The organism is Bacillus sp. FSL M7-0307 (assembly GCF_038627835.1).
Lineage (GTDB): Bacteria > Bacillota > Bacilli > Bacillales > Bacillaceae > Bacillus > Bacillus altitudinis.
This window is the reverse complement of the sequence record NZ_CP152023.1, coordinates 1,210,428-1,231,015: the sequence shown is the minus strand read 5'-3', so window position 1 is coordinate 1,231,015 and position 20,588 is coordinate 1,210,428. Positions and strand designations below refer to the sequence as shown.

Here is a 20,588-nt window from a genome sequence, read left to right as displayed (position 1 = left end):
GTTTATTGGACAGATGCTTCCTTTAAAATAGCTGCCGCAGTTAATTCGTCGGTGACGAGCACCTGAATAAAGCCGCCGTTTAAGGCCCCTAAAATACTTTCAGCTTTATGGGTTCCTTCCACAACTGCGATGACTTTTTTCACGTTCTTTAATTGTTCTAACGATAATCCAATCACCTTTTGGTTCAGCTCATCTTGGACTGGTTTCCCTTCACCATCAAAGAAACGAAAACCAATATCACCAACAGCCCCTGATTGTCTCAACCCAGACAAATCCTCTTCTTTTAAATAACCGACTGTTTTCAATGTAGAGCCTTTATGCGGATTTCCAATACCGATCAGGGCAATATCAACATTTCTGCCTTCTTCAAGCACAGCTTCTATGTCCTGCATCGCCATCAGCCGCTCTTTTAATTCTTCTGTTTCTAAAATCGCAGGTGCATATAAATAGGAACACGTACCATTCATCTTCTTTGCCAGCTCATATGCCAGCTGATTCGCGTGAATGTCGACTGCCTGCCTGCCCATTCCGCCCTCTAAAGGAATGACTTTGACATCGTTTCTTCGCTCAAATGGATATTCCTTCACGAGCTCGGCAAGTGTGGTTCCCCATGAAATACCGATTTTCTCAGCGCCTTTCATGTTTTTAGAAAGATAATAGGCGCCCGCTTGACCGACTGCCCGTTTGACCATCTCAGACATTGTCCCGACACTTGGAACAACGACAGCATCCGTTAATTGAAAGGTCGTTTCCAGCTGCTTTTCAAGTTCCACTGTATGAATACTTTCGTCTTTAATGTACACTTCAACGATTCCCACATCTTTTGCTTTTTGTAAGAGCTTTGAAATGACTGGTCTTGAGACATTGAGTTTTTTTGCAATCTCCTGCTGCGTCCACCCGTCTGTATAATAAAGATGAGCAACCTTGACGAGCTGTCGTCTTTCTTCCCAATTCAGCATGTGACATCATCCTTTTAATATACTATGATTACCAGTATACCAAACATTCGTTTCTAATTGGAACAATTGTTATGAAAATGACAAAAAGAGCGATCAACTCTCCGCTCTTTTTCCCTCGCTATATTTAGGCTGATACGTTCTCCCGCCATCTAATAAGAGTATCTGTCCGTGCAAATAGCTTCCCTCGTCACTTGCGAGAAATAAAGTGACTCCAGCAATATCTTCTGGTTTTCCTAATCTCCCGATAGGAATAAGTGATCGAAGCTGACTTTTCTCAAGCTCAGTCGGATAGAGCGTATCAAGCATCTGAGATTCAATGACGCGTGGTGCAATGACATTGATGCGGACATGATGGGAACCCAATTCCTTTACAAGCGAACGCATGAGACCAAATGCCCCGGCTTTTGACGCGTAATACTGGATGCCGCCGCCAGAGCCTGTTATCGCAGATCCTGATCCAATAATGACGACGCTGCCTTCTTTCCGCTCACATAGATAGGGTGCTAATGCTTTGATGCAGTAGAAAAGACCATATAGATTCACAGCCAGTGTTTTTTTCCAAAGTGAAAAATCAACTTCTAAAAAAGGAAGGGATTTCGTCATTCCTGCTGAATAGACAAGATGCCCAATGCCACCCAGCTCCCTTTCAGCTGCTGACGTCATCTGCTGAACACTTTCCCACGATGAAACATCAGCTTGGAACGTCAGCAGCTGAGGATGCTGTTGTTTTAAAAGCGAAAGTCCCTGTTCATCTATATCTGACACAGCTACACGATGCCCTTCTTTTAAAAAACGCTGAGCAATTTCTTTGCCGATCCCTTGGGCACCACCTACGATGAGAACTGGTTTTTGTTGATTAGCCAGCGCTCTCACCCCCATCAAGCATAATCGCTGCTCCATCTGTAAATGCACCGTACGATGTACTTAAGAAAACCGTCATATGAGCCACCGTCTCCTTGATTTGCTCTTTGTCAGGAAGCAAATGGAGAGGCGGCGGAAGTAGAGCCAATACCCGAATGCCTTTGTCTTTAAATTCGCGCGCTAATCCTTTTGTCATGGCATTCAACATACTATTTGATGTAGCATGTGAGATCCCGCCATCACCTGTTATGCTCCCTGATGAGGAAATATTAATAATGCAGCCCTGCTTCTGATCCACCATATGCCACACAGCGGCTTGACTGGAAAGAAAGACTGTATTTACGGATCTTTCCACTTCATCGACCCATATCTCAGGACTTACGTCATCAATCCCCCCATCTGCTTTTTGCTCGGCTTGGTTGACTAAAATATCAAGCTTGCCGCATGTATCGATGACTTGTCTTAGCATAAGCGTAGCATCACGCGGTGTCTCAAGCGGATTGATGACAACAGTCGATTGGCCGCCTAATTTTTCAATGTCTTTGCTAATCGACTTTGCTTTTGATTCATCACGAAAAGCGTGTATGAAAACATGTGCACCTGCCCGGGCCAAAGCCAGGCAGATGGCTTCTCCAAATCCATCTGTGCTATCTGTCACAAGTGCCACTTTCTGATGAAGCTGGACGTGCACACGGATCTCCTCCCTATCCCTTGTTTGGCATTTATTTTCTCAGCTTACTCACAATATCAAGAGCTGCTTCATAAAAGCCTTCTGAGATGGTAGGATGCGGGTGAATCATTTTGGCCATCTCTTCAGCTGTTCCTTCTAAATACATAAATGAGGAAGCCTCTGATATCATCTCCGTTACATGCGGACCAACCATTGTAGCGCCAATGACTTCACCATAAACGGTATCGTACACGAGTTTAATAAAACCTGTTTGAACACCTGCTGCCAACGCTTTTCCGCTTGCAGCTAAATCAAATCGCTCTGCCCGCACGTTCAGCCCTTTCGCTTTCGCCTCTTTCTCAGTCAGCCCAACACTCGCTACCTCTGGCAATGTATAAATACATCTAGGAACGATGTCGTGATTCATTCTTTCAGGCTCGCCGCATATATTGCTAACTGCAACGGCTGCCTCTGCCATCGCCGCATGAGCGAGCTGATAGCCGCCGGCTACATCGCCAATTGCATATACACCTTCAGCACTTGTCTTCATCTCGTCGTTTACTTTAATAAAAGGGCCATCCAGCTGAAGATCCAGCTGACTGACAGCAGATACATTTGGTCTTCTTCCGACACAAACTAACAGTCTTTCAGCCGTAAAGATGTGCGTCTCTCCTTTATCGTCTGTCGCATGAATCGCTTTGACTCCTTCGCTTTCTGTTACCTCTGTCACCGTCGTTTTCTTTGCGATATGGATGCCTTTTTTCTTCAATTCTTTTTCTAGTAATTTCGACGCTTCTTCATCTTCCTGCGGAATAATCGACGGAGCGGCTTCTATAATGGTGACTTTTGATTGGAGACTCTGGAAGATACAGGCCAGCTCAAGACCAATCACACCCCCGCCAATAATGACGACAGATGCAGGAATATCTGGGATGTCAAAGATCGTATCACTTGTGTCAAATTGAATCTCTTTGAGCCCTGGAATAGGCGGAATAGCAGGTGATGAGCCAGTGGCAATGATCAGCTCTTTTGTTTCAATCGTTTCTGACCCATCTTGTTTTTCAATGTCAATGCGATTTTTTGTCACAGCTGTCCCTCTGCCGTTATATACATCAATCTTTCCTTGCTTTAATAAAAAGGCGATTCCGCCCCTGAGTTTTTCGATGACATCATCTTTACGTTTTCTCATTTTATCGAAAGAAAGAACCATCTCACCTGTTTCGATTCCCCAGCTTTTTGCTTTCTCAATTGATTCAATGACTTCTGCATGTTTGAGCAGTGTCTTTGAAGGGATACAGCCTCGATTTAAACAAGTACCCCCTAGAAAATCCTCTTCAATCAATGCAACCTTGTGTCCACGTTCAGCGGCTTGAAGGGCGGCAGTGTATCCGCCAGGCCCTCCGCCAATGACTGTCAGATCATACGTTTTTGTCATCCGATTCATCTCCTACATTAGCAATTCAAATGGTTGTTCAAGCACTTTTTTAAGGTCTGTTAAAAAGGCCGCTGCTGGTGCACCATCTACCACTCGATGATCAAATGATAAGCTGACACCCATCATTGGCCGCACCTGAATTTCTCCATCGATCACTACAGGTTTTTCTTGAATGCGTCCAACACCTAAAATCGCCACTTCCGGCTGATTAATAATTGGGGTAAACGTGTCAATGGCATACATCCCTAAGTTACTAATGGTAAATGTAGACCCCTTCAACTGGTCTGGCAGCAGCTTTTGATCGCGTGCATTTCGACCAATTTCTTTTGCTTCTTTTGTGAGCTGTTTCAGCCCTTTTTGATTTGCGTGAGAGATGACCGGAACCATTAGGCCGTCTTTCACAGCAACCGCGAGACCAATGTGCACATCCTCATGGAAATGGAGCTCATTTTGTTCAAACGTCATATTGATTTGCGGATGGCGCGTGAGGACACTGCTGACCGCATGAATGATGATTTCTGTAAACGACAATCTGTAGCCAGTCTCTTTTTCAATCGCTGGGAGCAGCTGTTTGCGCACTTCTTTTGCTTTTGTCATATCAATTTCACTTGTTAATGTGACGTGCGGCGCTGTAAAGGCACTTTGTGACATGCGATCTGCGATCACTTTTCTCATCCCGGCTAGTTTTTGTGTTCTTGCTGGAGCAGCTTCTGCCTTTTGTGCGCCTGCTGCTGTCACATCACTCTTCATGATTTTGCCGTGAGCGCCAGAACCAGCAACATTCGCTAAGTCGATTCCTTCACGAGCAGCCACTTTTCCTGCAAGTGGTGATACTCGCTGACCTTCCTCGCTCGTATGAAGGGCCGCTTCGACATCCCGTTTTTGAATTCTGCCTTTTGGTCCTGTACCAGATACTTCGTGAATGGCTACTTGATGATCTTTTGCCGTTTTTCTCGCTGCAGGTGTTGCGCGTACTTTCTCACCCACCGTTGGTTCAACGTCAGTCGAAACAGATGGTTCAGATGTCGATGATGTTCCGCTGTCTTCAGAAGATGCTTCATCTGACTGCGCTGGTGGCTCGCTCGGTACCTGCTCATTTGCCTCTCCGATATATCCAATGACAGCATTGACTGGAATCTGATCATCTGCTTCGTAATATTTCTTTAGAAAAACGCCATCATCATAGGCTTCAACCTCGATATTGATTTTGTCTGTCATAATTTCAAATAGAGGCTCACCGATTTCAACCGAATCTCCTTCTTCTTTAAACCATTGAAGCAAGGTACCGATCTCCATCGTACTGCTTAGCTTCGGCATAAATATCTCTTTTGGCATGATCTTCTCCCCTTTACTTAAGAGCGCACGAGCTCTTTTGCTGCTTCAATAATATCTGGCACTTGTGGAATGACTGCTTTTTCCAGCGTTGGGTTGTACGGTATTGGGACGGCAAGACCGCCAAGTCGTTTAATAGGTGCATCTAAATAGTCGAAGGCTTCACTCTCCGCTATCATACTCGCAATCTCTCCGCCGTAGCCGCCGCGTTTCACTGCCTCATGCACAACGATACATTTGCCTGTTTTTTTCACAGATTCAATAATGGTTTCTTCATCTAATGGGACGAGCGTTCTCGGATCAATGATCTCGACATCGATTCCTTCCGCTTCTAGTTCCTTCGCTGCTTCGAGCGCTTTGTGCACCATAATGGCTGTTGCGACAATTGTGACGTCCTTTCCGCTTCTCTTCACATCCGCTTTCCCTAAAGGAATCGAATACTGCTCTTCTGGTACTTCACCAATTGTTTTATATAAAAGCTTGTGTTCATAGAAAATGACAGGGTTGTCATCATCCATTGCTGCTTTTAAAAGTCCTTTTGCATCATAAGCTGTTGAAGGCTGAACCACCTTTAGTCCAGGAATATGAGCCATCCACGCTTCTAAGCTTTGGGAGTGCTGCGCTGCGGCACCTGTCCCGGAACCTGCTGGTGTTCTGACAACAAGCGGCACCTTCCCTTTTCCGCCAAACATGTAACGTGTTTTTGCTGCTTGGTTCACAAGCTGATCCATTGCAATTGTAATAAAGTCAGAGAATTGTAGTTCTAAAATCGGACGCATCCCTGTCAAAGCCGCTCCGACTGCGCCTCCTGCGATGGCAGCCTCTGAAATCGGCGTATTGCGGACGCGTTCTGGACCGAATTCCTCGATCATCCCGCGCGTGACACCAAATGCGCCACCGTATACGCCGATATCTTCACCTAAAATGAAGACATCTTGATTTTTTCTCATTTCCTGACTCATTGCTTCTCGAACGGCTTCTAAATATGAAATCTCTCTCACTGTCGTGTTTGTCACGTGATTCCCCTCCTAATTAGGCGTATACATCCTCTAATAGTGTGTCAATTGATGGTTCTTTACTATTTTTCGCAAATTCAACAGATGCCTCGATCTCTTGCTTCGCTTCTTCTTGTAAACGAGCAGCCTGTTCTTCTGTCAGAACATCTAGCTCCATTAAGAGTGACTTAAAGCGTTTAATTCCGTCTTTTTGTCTCCATTCTGTCTCTTCTTCACGTGTACGGTATTTTTTCGCATCACTCTTTGAGTGACCCTTCCAGCGATACGTTTTCATTTCAATGAGTGATGGCCCTTCTCCAGCTCTTGCACGGCTTACCGCTTCATCTACTGTATTCATGATTTCAACCATGTCATTTCCATCAACTGTTTTCCCTGGCATTCCGTAGCTTTCTGCTCTTGTTGAGATGTCTTCAATGTTGATCATTTCTTTCACAGGACCAGACATGCCGTATTGGTTGTTTTCACAAATAAACACAACAGGTAAATCCCAAATGGAAGCAAGATTCAGCGCTTCATGGAAGCTGCCTTCATTTGTAGCGCCGTCTCCGAAGAAACAAAGGACCACAAAGCCTTCCTTTTTCATCTTGGACGTGAGCGCCGCACCTGTTGCAAGTGGAATACCGCCGCCAACAATTCCATTTGCCCCAAGGTTTCCTTTTTCTAAATCGGCAATATGCATGGAACCGCCTTTTCCTTTGCAGTAACCTGTTTCACGTCCGAACAGTTCAGCCATCATTTTATTGACCTCTGCACCTTTTGCAATACAGTGACCATGTCCGCGGTGTGTACTGACAATCTTATCTTCATCCTTTAACACAGCAATAGATCCAACAGCCGATGCTTCCTGTCCAACACATAAATGGGTCGTTCCATGGATTAATCCTTTAGCAAAGAATTGATCGACCTTTTCATCAAAATATCTTACTAACCACATTTGTTTATATAAATCTGCTAATTTCTCATGACTAATCTGTTCAGGCAAAGTGATTTGTTTTTGCATTTCTTCTCTCCCCTTTACATTTGTTCTTATGTGTTACATTTGTAATTATCATACGTTTAACTCTCATTGAAGTCAAGCATTTCCGTTTATTTTTTAAGCGTTTTCATCTTTTTTCAGAAAAAAAGAGAAAGGCAAAGCCCTTTTCCAAAGACCTTCTCTTTCTCTCCATCTCGTACATTCTCATTCATCTGGATACATCATGATTTTGACGCTTTCACCTTCTGGATGCCTAGCGCATTCTATCGCCTGACGAAGCTGACTTAATGGATATCGATGCGTCACCATTTTTTCTGTATGAACGACCTTCGCTTTTAAGAGCTCCAGCGCTTCACGATAATGGTATGGATGCGAGGAATAAGCTCCGACTACTTTTACTTCATCATGGAAAAAACGTTCTGCTGGAATGGAGACATCCCCTTTCGGAAAGTGAGCAAAGACCAAAATCGTTCCGCCTCTTGCAACAGCTTGAAATGCTTCTTTTAAAAGCGCACTGCTCCCCACAGAAATAATGACAAGATCCGCTCCCTTTCCATCTGTTTCTTTCATGACGCGGTTTTCTACTGGCTCAGATGCTGGATGAAAAGCGACGTCCGCCCCAAGATTTCTTGCTTGACGGAGCCTGTTCTCATTTACGTCTGTGATCAACACTTTTCCAGCCAAATAATATTTGGCAAGCTGTAATTGAATGCAGCCAATTTGTCCCGCTCCAAGAATCAAGACCGAATCTCCAGGATGAACGGGCGCCCTTTCAAAGCCGTGAAGACAGCAGGCAACCGGTTCGACCATCGCTCCTTGTTCATATGAGACGTCATGTGGGAGTTTGCCCATTGTATGCTTCACATGTAAAGCAGGAACACGAATATATTCCGAAAAACCGCCCGGCTCTACATTTGTGGCTGCAAATTGTGGGCACATTGTATAAAATCCTCTTTGACAAAAGTCACAAGTAAAACAAGGGACATGATGCGCTACATACACCCTGTCTCCCGTTTGAACATGTGTGACGTGACGGCCTGTTTCGATAATGTCACCAGCGATTTCATGCCCTAGCACTGTGCCAGGAGGTACCGTCTCATGTGTCGCTTTATAAATATCCGTCCCGCATAACCCGCAGGCACGCATTTTTAATAATACTTCATCATCACCAATGGCTGGCCGCTTCCGCTCCTCGTAACGAATGTCCTCTGAAGAATAAAAGACAGCTGATTTCATTTAGCCGCATCCTCCTTTTCATCACATGTCGCAAGACTCTGCAAGGATTGAACGAGCTGCTTGTACTCACTCATCTCACTTGAAATCCAGTAGCGTCCGCCAAATATTCGCGCAGGTCCCACTCTGACATATACTTTCCCGATATGAGGATATGGTTTTAAAAACAACTTTCCTTTAATATCGGACACGGCATATGTGTGCCACCTGCCAAAAGCACCTATTTTCAGCTCATCTTCACTAATCATGATATTCGTTGGCTGATTCAGGCCAGTGATGCTAGAAAGCATAAGGATAGGCAGCGTATAGACACCTAACACAGCTAATGGCTCAGGTCCTGCCGACATCAACGTATAAAGAGACCAGAGAAAAAACACACATATTAACAAGGCCGGAAGGAAAATAGAAAACATGGCAGACGTTCGGCTATAAGCATGCTGCTGCATGAGAGCTCCTCCTTTCAAATGACATGGAAGGAGCTTTCGCAGCTCCTCCACGCAATCATCGTTCACTTAATATGATCGATAATTTTTTCAATATCTTCTTCAATGCCAAATCCCGTTAAAAAAGATAACGTTTGAATCACAGGCGTTCCTTTTGTATCACTAACAGGCGTTGTCGTCACAATTAAATCAGCACCCTCCGCTTTCTGCGGAACCTCAGATGCCTTACACTGTTCAACGATGACATCGTATCCTTTTTCCTTTAATGTCTCTTCTACCTTTTTTGCCACAACCGTTGACGTAGCAACTGCCGTTCCGCAAGATACTAATATTTTTTTTGCCATGAGAATCCCTCCAGCTCGTTTATTGATCTTTCTGATCTAAGCCCATTTCTTTTGCATACTGCTTTTTAATATCATTTCGCACCCAGTACCAAAGAAGCGCATATGCCAGTGCACAGACAATCGCTGCAATGAAGTAAGGATTGCTCGGATCAAGAAGTCTCACCATGATCCAAGGAATGACGTGTGAACCAAGATCGATACCAGAGATCATATTTGCCCCTTCTGGGAAGTCGAAACCAACTGCTTTCCCCATTGTTGTGGCGAGTGGTGCAAGGTTCGTTGCAATGAAGAAAACAATCATTAAGGTAAAAATACTGTTAATGAGGCCGCGAATAATATTCCCACGAGCGGCTGCTACTGCCCATACGACTGTAAATGGCAGAACCGATAAGTCTGCAAACGGCAGCATGCCATTGTAAGGAAGGACGACAGCGAGCAAAATGGTGATTGGCACCATCAAAAGGGCTACAGCCATATTCGCTGGATGACCAATGACAATCGCTGTATCCAAACCAATATAGACATTTTTTCCAGGGAAACGCTTTTGAATATAAGAACGAGCACCCTCAGAGATTGGAATAAGTCCTTCCATTAATAAAGCAACCATTCTTGGCATTAACACAAGCACTGCAGCCATTTGAATTCCAAGAGTCATGACACCTTTTGCATCATAGCCGCCAAGAAGACCAATAATGATACCAAGTATAAGACCCATCACAAGCGGTTCACCAAAGATGCCAAAACGTTTTTTCAAAGTTTCTGGATCCGCATGAATTTTGTTTAAACCAGGGATTTTATCAATCACGCGGTTTGACGCATACATGAGCGGAGCGAAGTTGACCGTTTCAGCATGAGCCATCGATACGCCTTTTAATCCGAAATGGTGTTCAATCGTCGGTGCCGTCCAATCGGCGAGTTTTAGTGTAATCGCAGAAACGATTAAACCAACGGCAAGGGCTAAGAACATATTATGATATGCGTAGTAAGTAACAGAAGCAGCGAAAATCAAATGCCAGAAATTCCAAATATCCACATTCAATGTTTTCGTAAAGTTAACAGACAGCAAAATGACATTTAACAAGAGCACAAGAGGAATCATCAAAGGGGCAACAGGTGTACCAAATGAAATGGCGGCTCCAATCGGCCAACCGACATCTAAAATATCAAGCTTTAATCCAAGAGAATTGACCATGGCTTTGGCTGCTGGTCCAAGACCGCTTACAAGTAAATTAATGACCAGATTGACCCCGACAAATCCAATTCCGATGGTAATACCTGCACGGAAGGATTTTTTAAATCCTTGCCTTAAAATCATACCGAATAACGTCATAATAATTGGGAGCATAATTGTTGGCCCTAAGTCTAAGATGAAATCGACGGCTTGCTTGATCATACATCCACCTCCTGATTTTAAATAAAGCGCTTACATTATGTCTTGAATAACTATTGGTTTAATTCTTTTTGAAGTACATCAACAGCTTCTTCATACGATGTCATCTGAGATAAACTTGTCATTACTTCTTCTTTTCTGAAAAGCGTCATCAGTTTCTCTAACATCACGAGCTGCTTACTAGGTTCAGAGATTGCCAGAACGAACACAATTTTGGCTTGAACTGTCTCATGAGGGCTTCCCATCTTATGAAAAATAACAGGTTCCTTTAATGTCGCTACACTGATCGCCGGTTTGTTTACATGTTCAGGATCTGTATGGGGAATGGCCACCCCAAAGGTCGCAAGAGGAAGACCGGTCGGATATGTTTTTTCTCTTTCAAGCACTGCTGGTAAAAAGCTCGATTTAATATATCCTCCAGTTTCTAACCTTTCTGCTAAATAGGCAGTCACCTCCTCACTTGAAGATGCTTCGTATTGCAGCTCAATCAGCTGTTGATCTAACTCAAACAAGCTGTTCAAACAACCACCCCTTTCATTTGGTATAAATATGAACACATGTAACAAAAAGAATGAACATTTTAAAATAGAACCTTTTGTGAAGCGCTTACAAATAGATGTTTTATAAAATGTTCAATACTGTTACCTTTGTAAAGATATTATAATATTCGAAATTATAAGTCAATGTTCCTAGGAAAATTTTTATAAAAAAAGATGCAGCTTTTTGCCGCATCTCTTTCATTACATCACATCAACTTCTTGTTAAATATGGCTTCCTATATCTAAAAATTCAGCTACAAAAAGGTTGTCTGTCTGCTCTGTCATTTCTTTTTTTGTGCCGATTTTTTCGATTCTGCCCTCATTCATCACTACAACACGATCAGCGATATCAAACGCTTCTTCTTGATCATGCGTCACAAAGATGGTCGTCATTTGAAATTCTTGATGAACTTTTTTCAGCCAATGTCGTAATTCTTTTCTCACCTTTGAATCTAGTGCACCAAAAGGTTCATCTAAGAGAAGAGCTTTCGGTTTAACGGCTAGAGCACGTGCGAGTGCTACACGTTGCTTTTGTCCACCTGACAGCTGCTCTGGATAACGGTGTTCATACTGCGTTAATTGAACAACTTTCAGCAGCTCATGCACCCGCTCTTTGATGTCTTTTTTAGGCAGCCTTTCTCCTCTAGGTTTCATCTTCAATCCATAAGCCACATTATCAAATACCGTCATATTTCGAAAAAGCGCATATTGCTGAAAGACAAAACCAATTTGCCGTTTTCGCACTGGAATGTGAGTATAATCTTGTTCTCCAAATAAGATCTGCCCTGTATTCGCATCATCAAGCCCTGCAATAATTCTTAATAAAGTCGTCTTACCTGATCCAGATGGTCCTAGTAAGGATATTAATTCCCCATTTCCGATCGTCAAATCCACGTTTTGCAAAACCTTCGTCTGCCCAAATTGCTTTGATATTTGTTTCGCTGTAATCCCCAAGGCTGATCCCTCCATTTATTTTGAACGCTTGCCAAGCCTGTGATCTCTCTGCTGAATGATCTGCTTGATGATTAATGTGATGACCGCTACAAACGCCATGAGAGAGGCCACGGCAAAAGCCGCTTGGAATTGATACTCGTTGTATAGAATTTCTATATGAAGCGGCATCGTATTTGTCATTCCGCGGATATGACCGGATACAACTGACACTGCACCAAATTCACCAATCGCCCTTGCCCCTGCTAAAATGGCGCCGTAAAAAAGGGCCCATTTTATATTTGGAAGTGTCACAAGGAAAAAGGTCTTCCACCCACTGGCACCAAGCGTAAGCGATGCTTCTTCCTCATGAATGCCTTCATTTTGCATAAACGGAATTAATTCTCTCGCAACAAAAGGAAATGTCACAAAGATGGTCGCAAGAATCATCCCCGGTACAGAGTAAATCACTTTCCATCCATTTGCTAATAGCCACGGTCCTAAAAGTCCATTTGAACCAAATAAAAGTACAAATACAAGTCCTGCAATGACAGGTGACACCGCAAACGGAAGATCAATGACAGTTGTTAACAAACGTTTTCCCGGGAAATGAAATTTTGTGATGAGCCAAGCAGCACTGATCCCAAAAATCATTTGAAGCGGCAATGTGATCATCACAATGAAAACAGTCAATTTAATTGCCGCAAGCGTGTCTGGATGTGAGATGGCAAGAAGATAAGAACTCCATCCTTTCTCAAAAGCCTTTGAAAACACAGCAATCAACGGCATGAGTAAAAACAAAATCAAAAAAGCATACACCACACTAATCAACATACGCTTCACCGCTTTTGATTCCGTCACAGGACTCCTGTACTTGATGCGGTGCTCTTTAAGAAGCTCCCTTTCCAATCGTCTCACCTCACTTCCACTTGTTTTTTCCGCTCGACAAACCACTGCAATCCGTGAATCAATAACAAAATGACAAATGATAAGAGCAGCATGAAACAGGCAATGGCTGCGGCACCTTGATAATCATACTGCTCAAGCTTAGACATGATCATCAGTGGTGTAATCTCTGTTTTAAACGGAATATTTCCCGCTATAAACACAACGGAGCCATATTCACCGAGTGCTCTTGCAAATGCCAGAGAAAATCCAGTCATTACCGCTGGAAACAAGGCAGGCAGCAGTACATGAAAAAAGGTCTGTTTTCTTGTAGCACCAAGTATGGCTGCGGCCTCTTCCACTTCCTGCTCAAGCCCCTCAATGACCGGTTGAACCGTTCTTATGACAAATGGAATGCCAATAAAAATCAGTGCCAAAATAATCCCGAGCGGGGTGTATGCCACCTTCACATGCAAAAATTGCCCAATCCACCCATTCGGAGAATAAAGAGTCGTCAAAGCGATGCCAGCCACTGCCGTTGGAAGAGCAAACGGCAAATCGATGAGGGCATCCAGGATGTTCTTTCCTGGAAACGAGTACCGCGTGAGAACCCATGCGATCAGTACACCGAAACCTGCATTGATGAGTGCAGCTGCAAAAGAAGTCGTAACCGTAAGCTGCAGCGACTTTAGCACCCGCGCATCACTAAAGACATTCCAAATTCCTTCTGCTCCTAATGAAGCCGTCCAAATAAATACCATAGATAAAGGAATCACGACAATCGCACTGACATAAACAAGTGTCACTCCGAGACTCAGCCCGAATCCAGGCAATACACGTTTTCTTTTATTGGCGGCAGCATAGCCTTTCTTCATCACGTCGCCCCCTATTTTTGTCCGCTATATATTTGATCAAATAATCCGCCATCATCAAAAAATCTTTTCTGCGCCTTTCGCCATCCGCCAAATGCCTGATCAATGGTCACCATATCAATCTCTTTAAATTGATCTTTATATTTGTTTAGCACTTCTTGATTTCTTGGTCGATAATAGTTTTTCGCCGCAATTTCCTGTCCTTTTTTAGAATACAAATAATCTAAATAAGCCTTTGCCACTTTCTCTGTTCCTTTTCGTTTCACATTTTGGTCGACAACGGCAACGGGCGGCTCTGCTAGAATACTAACGGAGGGACTGACAATCTCAAATTTGTCTTTACCTAATTCATGCAGTGTCAAATAGGCTTCATTTTCCCAAGCAATTAACACGTCACCAAGACCGCGCTCGACAAAAGTTGTTGTGGCGCCACGAGCACCTGAATCGAGCACCTCGACATGCTCATATAACTTTTTCACAAAGTCCTTCGTTTTTTCTTCATCCCCATGAAAGGTTTTATCGGCATATGCCCATGCGGCTAAATAATTCCATCTTGCACCGCCTGACGTTTTTGGATTAGGTGTGATGATGGATACACCTGGCTGAATCAGGTCATCCCAGTCTTTAATCTTTTTTGGGTTTCCTTTCTTCACAAGAAACACAATAGTAGACGTATAAGGTGTGGACTGATTCGGAAATTCTTTTTGCCAATCCTTTGAAAGTAGCCCTCGATCTGCAATGGCATCAATGTCGTATCCAAGAGCAAGTGTAGCCACGTCTGCTTCGAGTCCATCAATAATCGATCTCCCCTGCTTACCTGACCCTCCATGAGACTGCTGTATTGTCACATCTTCACCGGTTTTTTCTTTCCAATAAGTCTGAAAGGCTTGATTGTATTCCTGATACAATTCACGGGTAGGATCGTATGACACATTCAACAGCTCAACCTTTCCCTTTTGATTTGAGGCTTCATTCGCATTTGAGCATGCAGCACTTGTGATGATGAAAAGTGTGATCGCAATAGACATCCATATCCATTTTTTCACGTTATCCGCTCCCTTTCACATTGAATAGTGACACCAACCTTGCCGTTTTCAGTTCTATACGCAAAAAAGGCCCTCAGCGATTGAAGTACAAAAAAGTCCTGTACGTCAATGCCAAGAGCCTTCGGTTGTCCGATCAGCTATGTATGATTGATGTTAGTCTATATATTATTCAAACTATTCACAGGTGTCAACTGTGTTTTTATTTTAATGAAAAAAAGAAACGCCTTCTTGATGAGGCGCTTCTTTTCCCGGGAAATGCTATTGATCTGCAGCTACCTTTAGATTGACACCAACAGCAGTTCCATTTCTCGTTGAATCAGCTACTCCAGTAAATGTCCCTGCTTTTCGATCAATCAGTAAAGCTTGCACATTCCCTATATCAATAGGTGAACTGCCAAACTGGTGACCCATATCATTTAACTTTGTTCTTACATCTAGAGGGACACCTACTTCATAACGATACGAAGTTAAGCTGTTTGTGTAGATTCTTGGCTCTTCTACCGCATCCTGAAGCTCCATGTCATATTCAAGTAAATTGAGAATCGTCTGTGAAACAGAAGCAATGATCGTCGTTCCACCAGGAGATCCAACAGTCATGACAGGCTCTCCATCTTTAAAAATGATCGTCGGGGTCATACTTGATAATGGACGTTTATTTGGCTGGACTTCATTTGCACCGCCAGGTCGTGCATCAAAATCAGTTAGTTCATTATTTAAGAAAAATCCATACTCTGGAACAAGAATCCCTGTACCAAATAATTGTTCAATGGTAGTGGTGAATGACACAACATTTCCCCACTGATCTGCAACAGTAAAATGGGTCGTCTCACCAATGGTTTTATCTTCTGGCTGAGGAACAATTGGGGATGGATTTTTTTCATCCTCATATGCCCAAGGATCTCCTTCTTTCGGGCTGCGATTCATTTGATCTAATTGAATGAGAGAGGCTCTTTCTGAAATGTAATCATCGTCTAATAGTCCTTTTAGTGGAACATCTACGAATTCGGGGTCGCCGGCATATGCGGCTCGGTCAGCATAGGAGAGGTGCATCGTTTCAGCAAGAAGCTGATATTTTTCGAATGATTTGGGGTCATACTGAGACAGGTTAAAATGGTCAAGTATTTTGAGAATTTGTAGCATAAACACCCCGCCTGAGCTTGGTGGTGGCATGCTTGCAAGCTGATATCCTTTATAGTATCCCCAGATTGGCTTGTCAGTCTTGACTTCATAACGTTTGATATCTTTTGAAGTCATCGTCCCGCCAAAATCTTGAACTGTATTTGCAAGTGCCTTTGCTACTTTTCCTTCATAAAACGCTTTGCTTCCTTTTTTCGCAATAAGTTTAAATGTTTTTGCAAGACCTGGCTGGACAAGCAGATCTCCTTCTTCGAGCGGCTGATCATTTGGAAGAAAAATTGGCGCTGCGGCCGTTTTTTTCAATTTTGCTTGATGATCATCAATCGCTTTTGCCAAGACAGAATCAATTTCAAAACCATCTTCTGCAAGTTGAATGGAGGGCTCAATCAATTCCTTCATAGAACGAGTACCCCACTTATCTAATGCAGCTTCAAGACCTTTTACAGTCCCTGGAACACCTACCGCATTTCCATGTGTAGATCGCTCAGCAAACGGAATCACTTTTCCATCATCTGTTAAAAACATGTCAGGTGTTGCGCCCTGTGGTGCTCGCTCTCTGCTATTGATGATGGATGTTTCCTTTGTCTTCCCATCATAAACCATCATAAATCCGCCGCCGCCAATTCCAGACATCATTGGCTCTGTTACATTAAGTGCGTACTGAATGGCAACAGCAGCATCCACTGCGTTCCCACCTTTTTTCAATACGTCAGCACCAATCTCCGATGCAAGTGGATGTGCAGTAGCCACCATCCCATCTTTGCCAACAGCTACTTTATTCCCATGAGTTTCGTTTGCAGTGACTTGGCTGACCGGCAGGAAAAACGAGAAAACAAACAGACATATGGACAAAACAGTTAGAGAAATGCGTTTCATGAACAACACCCCTTCCATATTCTTACTTTGACCTTACCGACTTCTTGACCAGAATACAATAGATTATTCTAAAATTTCAAAATTTTTCATTCTATCATCCTATATCTGCCAAACAAAACACATGTTTTCAAAACATATGACATGCACATCTTGTAGTAATAAAGACATACTTTTTTCAAGTAGGAAACTTCACGATATAATAAACTCATAACAAAGGGGGAAAAAAGATGAACCACAAAAGCACTTTATTTTGGGAATCTTATTGGGAAGAAAAATCAGGAAAAACTCCTGATCACGCCTCTGTTTCTGCTTGGGCATTTGGCGCAAACCCAGATCACTTGCTTGACCTTGTACAACAAGGAAAAAAAACAGCCACTTGTTCTGGATACCTTTTTTACGAAAAAGAACAAGAGCCTCTTCCAAAACCCGGTCATTATGCGGTCATTTTGGACAGCCGGGAGGAACCAAAAGCCATCATAGAGATCACGCAAGTAGATATCATGCCAATGAATGAGGTTCCTGAATCATTTGCAAAAGCAGAAGGTGAAGGCGATCTTTCATATGACTATTGGTACAAAGAACATGAAGAATTTTTCACAGAAGCACTTAAACCGTACGGATTAACATTTAAGGAAGATATGCTTCTTGTTTGTGAGCGATTTAAGCTTGTTTATTCAGCTTCTTAACTTTTAAGCGGTGCCAAAAATGGTCCGCTTTTTTGCTTTCTTTTCCCCTTTCTGAAAAAGGTGAGTTGAGATCACATCTTTAGGTCAGAATAAGATCAAATAGAAAAAGTGAAGAAATTTTCGACTACACCTGTTTTTTTTCGACAAAAGAATATATAATTATTTGATGTGTGCATTGTCTCATTTATACAATGGAGGGTTTTTACATGTTAAAAAGGAAAAAAGACAAGTTTTCCGTCTTGTTAACGGAAATTGCTAAAAATTTAGATGAAACTGCTGAGTATTTTGTTAGCTATAAAGTAACAAATCAAACCACTCTGAAAGAATTTTCTGACACATTGAAGGAATATGAGACAAAAGGTGATAATCATGTTCATACCATGATTAAAGAGCTGAATAAAGCCTTTATTACACCGATTGAACGTGAAGACATTCTTCAATTGACGAATAGCCTCGACGATGTTTTAGACGGCATTGAGCATTTTTCAGCAACATTAGAAATTTATTCAATTACAAGCTCTGACGAACATATCGACAAATTCAGCCACTACATCAGAGAATGTGCGAAAGAAATTTTAATAACTATTGAATTACTGGCTGAAAATCGCTTAAAAGATATTCATCCGCACGCAATCAAAATTAAAGAGATTGAGCATAATTGTGACAATCTTCACCGCAAATCACTAAAGAACTTGTTTGGAAAAGAAACAGATCCAATTAAGGTCATTCAATACAAAGAAATTTACGAAACACTTGAAGAAATCGCAGATTCCTGTCAAAGTGTTGCCAACAATCTAGAAACAATCATTATGAAGAATGCGTAACGGGGTTAGTTAAACATGGATACATTACTCATCCTTACCATACTTATTGTCATTTGTGCACTTGCTTTTGATTTCATTAACGGATTCCACGATACAGCAAATGCCATTGCCACTTCAGTTTCAACAAAAGCGTTAAAGCCTAGACATGCTATTATTATGGCAGCGTTCATGAACTTCTTAGGAGCAATGACATTTACAGGTGTGGCAAAGTCCATTACAAAAGACATCGCAGATCCTTTTACACTTCAAAACGGATCTGTCGTCATTTTGGCTGCTTTAATTGCAGCCATTACTTGGAACTTGCTTACTTGGTATTACGGGATTCCGAGTAGTTCTTCACATGCACTGATCGGATCAATTGCAGGAGCTGTTATTGCCTCTGCTGGTTTTGGCGCTTTAAACTATTCGGGATTCATTAAAATCATTCAAGCACTTTTGCTTTCACCTATCCTGGCTTTTGTTTTGGGATATATTGTGTATACCATTATCAAAATTGTATTCCGAAACAACAATCTCGCAAAAACAAATAAACAATTCCGACGTGTTCAAATTTTAACGGCTGCATTGCAATCGTATACCCACGGAACAAACGATGCGCAAAAAGCGATGGGAATTATTACGATGGCTTTAATTGCAGGTAATTTGCATACAACAGACGACATTCCTTTCTGGGTACAATTCTCTTGTGCGCTTGCAATGGGACTAGGTACGTCTATTGGCGGCTGGAAGATTATTAAAACAGTCGGCGGTAAAATCATGAAGATTCGTCCAGTAAACGGAGTATCTGCAGACTTAACGGGTGCAGCTATTATCTTCGGTGCGACATTTATTCACTTACCGGTTAGTACCACTCACGTGATCTCATCTTCTATTCTAGGTGTAGGTTCTGCACATAGAGTAAAAGGAGTCAACTGGGGTACGGCAAAACGTATGCTTGTCACTTGGGTGATCACATTACCGATTTCGGGAACTCTAGGGGCACTTATATACTTTGTGTTAAATGCGATTCTCTAATATCAAAGACCTGTCTAACAGGTCTTTTTTTATTTGTTTGCATGCTCAAATGCTCTTTTTCTGCAAGCCATTTTTTCATGAAGCAGGGTTTCCAATCATATCCATAGAAATAAATAAGTATCCATCTGTCTATGGGAGAGAAGAACATGCTATTATTTTTTCAATTGACTGTTTGGTTATTGCTAGGAGCTCTTGCTGTATATGTATTTGCGGTATGGCGCTTTGAACAAAAAGTAAAAGAAAAGATGTTTGCAATTCGTAAAACGTGGTATTGGATTTATGTAGCAGGTGCTGTTGTGTACTGGACAAATGACCCTGCTTCAATCTTCACCGATTGGATGCACTACCTGATTATTGCTGTTTTTTTCGCATTAACTGATGCCTTTATTTTCCTCAGCTCCTATATTAAAAAACTCGGAAATCATGAACTTGAAACCGACACCCATCAACTCCTAGAACAAAATAACGACCTGCTTCATTCTTACCTCAATAAACTAAAAACGTACCAATACCTATTGAAAAACGAACCGATCCATGTATATTATGGAAGTATAGAAGCTTATATAGAGGGAATTGAACGACTGATCTATTCTTTTGCAGAAAAAATGAATATTCAAGCAGTTCTTTGTCCTTATGATACGCAGGAGCAAAAAGATGACCTGCTGCGGACACTTGATCAGAGAGCGCTCATTCAAGCAAAGCTTGACAGGCAGGAAGTGTATTACGATGATTTCGGCAAATTGGTTCTCATCCCGTTTTCAGTAGCGGATGCACACTTTGTGATTAAGCTGACCTCTGAGGATATTGTCACTGAATTCGACTATTTATTAATGACTTCACTTACAACGATTTATGACCTAATCTTGCCTGACGAAGAGGAAGGTGATGAAGATGGAACACGCACTTCAAGGGGATAATAACAATCGCAAGAAAAACCCATTTAAGATTTTAAAGAAAAAGCGCCATATTAGTATGGCTGATTACAAAGTAAGTCCCCATACAGAGCGTATTTTCAAAAAGAATGAACAGCTCCTAGATGAGTATAAAAATAAAAAAGCTTGATTACACTAAAGGACGCGGAACTTCATCCGCGTCCTACTTCCATTTTCACATCTACTTG

22 protein-coding genes are annotated in these 20,588 nt (G+C 42.3%); 5 read left to right on the top strand and 17 right to left on the bottom strand.

Annotated features, from left to right (window positions below; genetic code table 11):
- Positions 1 to 2 precede the first annotated feature (2 nt).
- The 17 genes from MHI41_RS06230 to ggt all read right to left on the bottom strand — a co-directional run bounded on the left by MHI41_RS06230 (position 3) and on the right by ggt (position 16,944).
- Entirely contained in the window at positions 3 to 959 is a 957-nt protein-coding gene (locus MHI41_RS06230; RefSeq protein WP_017359143.1) for a sugar-binding transcriptional regulator, read from the bottom strand.
- Positions 960 to 1,052: 93 nt separating this feature from the next.
- On the bottom strand, positions 1,053 to 1,838 hold the full coding sequence (locus tag MHI41_RS06225; protein ID WP_008346247.1) for an SDR family oxidoreductase: 786 nt from the start codon (positions 1,836 to 1,838) through the stop codon (positions 1,053 to 1,055).
- Entirely contained in the window at positions 1,816 to 2,511 is a 696-nt protein-coding gene (locus MHI41_RS06220; RefSeq protein WP_052320225.1) for an SDR family NAD(P)-dependent oxidoreductase, read from the bottom strand. The genes MHI41_RS06225 and MHI41_RS06220 overlap by 23 nt, the downstream gene beginning before the upstream one ends.
- A 31-nt stretch (positions 2,512 to 2,542) precedes the next feature.
- Positions 2,543 to 3,925, bottom strand: coding sequence for a dihydrolipoyl dehydrogenase (gene lpdA, locus MHI41_RS06215; protein WP_008346251.1), 1,383 nt, complete (start codon positions 3,923 to 3,925; stop codon positions 2,543 to 2,545).
- 12 nt (positions 3,926 to 3,937) lie between these two features.
- A complete protein-coding gene (locus MHI41_RS06210) occupies positions 3,938 to 5,260 on the bottom strand; it encodes a dihydrolipoamide acetyltransferase family protein (RefSeq protein ID WP_342494647.1) in 1,323 nt (440 codons plus the stop codon).
- A gap of 17 nt (positions 5,261 to 5,277) precedes the next feature.
- A complete protein-coding gene (locus tag MHI41_RS06205; protein ID WP_026050078.1) occupies positions 5,278 to 6,258 on the bottom strand; it encodes an alpha-ketoacid dehydrogenase subunit beta in 981 nt (326 codons plus the stop codon).
- A 31-nt stretch (positions 6,259 to 6,289) separates the two neighbouring features.
- A complete protein-coding gene (pdhA, locus tag MHI41_RS06200) occupies positions 6,290 to 7,273 on the bottom strand; it encodes a pyruvate dehydrogenase (acetyl-transferring) E1 component subunit alpha (protein ID WP_008346257.1) in 984 nt (327 codons plus the stop codon).
- A gap of 180 nt (positions 7,274 to 7,453) precedes the next feature.
- Positions 7,454 to 8,485, bottom strand: a complete 1,032-nt coding sequence (locus MHI41_RS06195; protein ID WP_041092293.1) for an alcohol dehydrogenase catalytic domain-containing protein — start codon at positions 8,483 to 8,485, stop codon at positions 7,454 to 7,456.
- Positions 8,482 to 8,928 (bottom strand): hypothetical protein, encoded by a 447-nt coding sequence (locus MHI41_RS06190; RefSeq protein WP_008346260.1) that lies wholly within the window; start codon positions 8,926 to 8,928, stop codon positions 8,482 to 8,484. Before MHI41_RS06190 ends, MHI41_RS06195 begins: the two co-directional genes overlap by 4 nt.
- A gap of 62 nt (positions 8,929 to 8,990) precedes the next feature.
- Positions 8,991 to 9,269 carry a PTS sugar transporter subunit IIB gene (locus MHI41_RS06185; RefSeq protein ID WP_008346262.1) on the bottom strand — a complete coding sequence of 93 codons (279 nt, stop codon included), beginning with the start codon at positions 9,267 to 9,269 and terminating at the stop codon, positions 8,991 to 8,993.
- Positions 9,270 to 9,288: 19 nt separating this feature from the next.
- On the bottom strand, positions 9,289 to 10,662 hold the full coding sequence (locus tag MHI41_RS06180) for a PTS transporter subunit IIC (RefSeq protein WP_007498866.1): 1,374 nt from the start codon (positions 10,660 to 10,662) through the stop codon (positions 9,289 to 9,291).
- A gap of 50 nt (positions 10,663 to 10,712) precedes the next feature.
- Positions 10,713 to 11,180, bottom strand: a complete 468-nt coding sequence (locus MHI41_RS06175; protein ID WP_017359150.1) for a PTS sugar transporter subunit IIA — start codon at positions 11,178 to 11,180, stop codon at positions 10,713 to 10,715.
- A 240-nt stretch (positions 11,181 to 11,420) separates the two neighbouring features.
- Complete coding sequence (cysA, locus tag MHI41_RS06170; protein WP_017359151.1) at positions 11,421 to 12,152, bottom strand: sulfate ABC transporter ATP-binding protein; 732 nt, start codon at positions 12,150 to 12,152, stop codon at positions 11,421 to 11,423.
- Positions 12,153 to 12,167: 15 nt separating this feature from the next.
- A complete protein-coding gene (cysW, locus tag MHI41_RS06165) occupies positions 12,168 to 13,037 on the bottom strand; it encodes a sulfate ABC transporter permease subunit CysW (protein ID WP_052320227.1) in 870 nt (289 codons plus the stop codon).
- A 5-nt stretch (positions 13,038 to 13,042) separates the two neighbouring features.
- Positions 13,043 to 13,888 carry a sulfate ABC transporter permease subunit CysT gene (gene cysT, locus MHI41_RS06160; protein WP_019743464.1) on the bottom strand — a complete coding sequence of 282 codons (846 nt, stop codon included), beginning with the start codon at positions 13,886 to 13,888 and terminating at the stop codon, positions 13,043 to 13,045.
- An 11-nt stretch (positions 13,889 to 13,899) separates the two neighbouring features.
- Positions 13,900 to 14,913 carry a sulfate ABC transporter substrate-binding protein gene (locus tag MHI41_RS06155; RefSeq protein ID WP_272511597.1) on the bottom strand — a complete coding sequence of 338 codons (1,014 nt, stop codon included), beginning with the start codon at positions 14,911 to 14,913 and terminating at the stop codon, positions 13,900 to 13,902.
- Positions 14,914 to 15,189: 276 nt separating this feature from the next.
- Complete coding sequence (gene ggt / locus MHI41_RS06150) at positions 15,190 to 16,944, bottom strand: gamma-glutamyltransferase (RefSeq protein ID WP_342494646.1); 1,755 nt, start codon at positions 16,942 to 16,944, stop codon at positions 15,190 to 15,192.
- A 227-nt stretch (positions 16,945 to 17,171) separates the two neighbouring features.
- Between ggt and MHI41_RS06145 the strand changes: the two genes are divergently transcribed.
- From MHI41_RS06145 to MHI41_RS06125, 5 genes are all read left to right on the top strand, one after another.
- Positions 17,172 to 17,630: an ASCH domain-containing protein gene (locus MHI41_RS06145; protein ID WP_008346278.1), complete on the top strand. Its 459-nt coding sequence runs from the start codon at positions 17,172 to 17,174 to the stop codon at positions 17,628 to 17,630.
- A 206-nt stretch (positions 17,631 to 17,836) separates the two neighbouring features.
- Positions 17,837 to 18,454, top strand: coding sequence for a DUF47 domain-containing protein (locus MHI41_RS06140; protein WP_008346281.1), 618 nt, complete (start codon positions 17,837 to 17,839; stop codon positions 18,452 to 18,454).
- Between the two features lie 15 nt (positions 18,455 to 18,469).
- Positions 18,470 to 19,468, top strand: coding sequence for an inorganic phosphate transporter (locus tag MHI41_RS06135; RefSeq protein ID WP_008346283.1), 999 nt, complete (start codon positions 18,470 to 18,472; stop codon positions 19,466 to 19,468).
- Between the two features lie 146 nt (positions 19,469 to 19,614).
- Positions 19,615 to 20,385: a type II toxin-antitoxin system SpoIISA family toxin gene (locus MHI41_RS06130; protein ID WP_019743468.1), complete on the top strand. Its 771-nt coding sequence runs from the start codon at positions 19,615 to 19,617 to the stop codon at positions 20,383 to 20,385.
- Positions 20,354 to 20,530, top strand: coding sequence for a type II toxin-antitoxin system SpoIISB family antitoxin (locus MHI41_RS06125; RefSeq protein ID WP_008346289.1), 177 nt, complete (start codon positions 20,354 to 20,356; stop codon positions 20,528 to 20,530). The genes MHI41_RS06130 and MHI41_RS06125 overlap by 32 nt, the downstream gene beginning before the upstream one ends.
- Positions 20,531 to 20,588 lie beyond the last annotated feature (58 nt).